General features: G+C 44.6%; 2 protein-coding genes. One reads left to right on the top strand and one right to left on the bottom strand.

Features of this window, described 5'->3' with window-relative positions; genetic code table 11:
- Positions 1-330 (top strand): hypothetical protein (locus tag QZT26_RS17735; RefSeq protein ID WP_295104096.1); only part of this gene is annotated, 330 nt, incomplete at its 5' end.
- Between the two features lie 526 nt (positions 331-856).
- On the opposite strand, the gene QZT26_RS17730 is transcribed toward QZT26_RS17735, so the two are convergent.
- Entirely contained in the window at positions 857-1,111 is a 255-nt protein-coding gene (locus tag QZT26_RS17730) for a hypothetical protein (protein WP_295104094.1), read from the bottom strand.
- Positions 1,112-1,221: the final 110 nt, after the last annotated feature.

Here is a 1,221-nt window from a genome sequence, read left to right as displayed (position 1 = left end):
GGAGAAGTAAAACAACTCCGGGAAGACATAAATATCCAGTTTGGCCGTATAGATAAACAATTTGACCGCATAGATAAACAATTTGACCGGTTGGTCCATATAATGCTGGGCATCTTTGGCGCATTTGCGACGTTGTGTGGCGGCACAATATGGTTTGCCCTGTGGGACAGGCGCACCATGATACGTCCCTTTGAAGACAAGGTTAAGAAGATAGAGGACGACATAGCAACAAACCGTAACAAACTGCACACCCTCATAGATGCATTCAGAACCCTCAGCAAGACCGATGAAAAAGTCGCCGGCATCCTGAAGAAATTCAACCTGCTGTAAAACATAAATGAACCTTGACAGAAGATGTACGAAGTACGATTTGAACCATGAGCCACGAACCATGAGCCATGAGCTGGCGTAGACAGAACCAAACAAGCAGGAAATAAAAAATACGAAATTCGAAGTACGAAATACGAAACAAATTCAAAAATACAAAATCCCAATGAAAAAAACCGTAGTACTTTAGTCTTTTGAAACGGGAAATTATCATTTGTAGTGCGACGAACCTCGTTGCACTACATGACTACATCGTGCAGCAAACAATGTTTTTGTCATTGTATTTTTGTATTTCGGAACTTGTTTCGGATTTCGAGCGTCGTATTTCGTATTTTAACATTTTTAGCAGGTAGCCCATTATGCCGCATCTACACGTATTTGACACTCATGCATACGTCAAGAGGGTGTATCGAGATAGATCAAATTGAATTATGAAAAGAAGCTGGAGCTTCTGGTATAAGCGTATTCCCAAGCCGGAGCTTGGGAACAAGGGTGTGCGCCGGAGCTTGGGAACGAGAGAGACTGGGAACTAGAGATGCCTGGGAACGAGAGGTGTTCCCAGTCCCCAGTCTGCAATCCTCAATCTGTAATTTGCCGACTGCCGACTGCCGACTGCCGACTTCAGACCTCTGACTTCTGACTGCCGATTGCCGATTGCCGATTGCCGATTGCCGATTGAAGACTGTTTCACCCTCGTTCCCAAGCCCCGGTGCACACCCTCGTTCCCAAGCTCCGGCTTGGGAACGTACATGCGGTAAAAGCGATGCTTTGCGTGGAAAATCATGAGGTCACGTTACAAAATAGTAAAAAACAGCAACCTGTATTTTATAACCTCTACAATTGTCGGGTGGCTACCGGTATTTACAGAAAAGATATTTTGCGACATCATAGTCA

The organism is uncultured Candidatus Kuenenia sp., from assembly GCF_900696675.1.
In the GTDB taxonomy this organism is placed as follows: Bacteria; Planctomycetota; Brocadiia; order Brocadiales; family Brocadiaceae; genus Kuenenia; species Kuenenia stuttgartiensis_A.
Note: the sequence above shows the minus strand (reverse complement) of the source record. Positions and strands in the feature narration are given on the sequence as shown.

What these genes read in the sequence shown, in the direction of transcription:
- QZT26_RS17730 (WP_295104094.1), bottom strand. Translation starts at nt 1,111, where the DNA reads ATGATTTTCCACGCAAAGCATCGCTTTTACCGCATGTACGTTCCCAAG.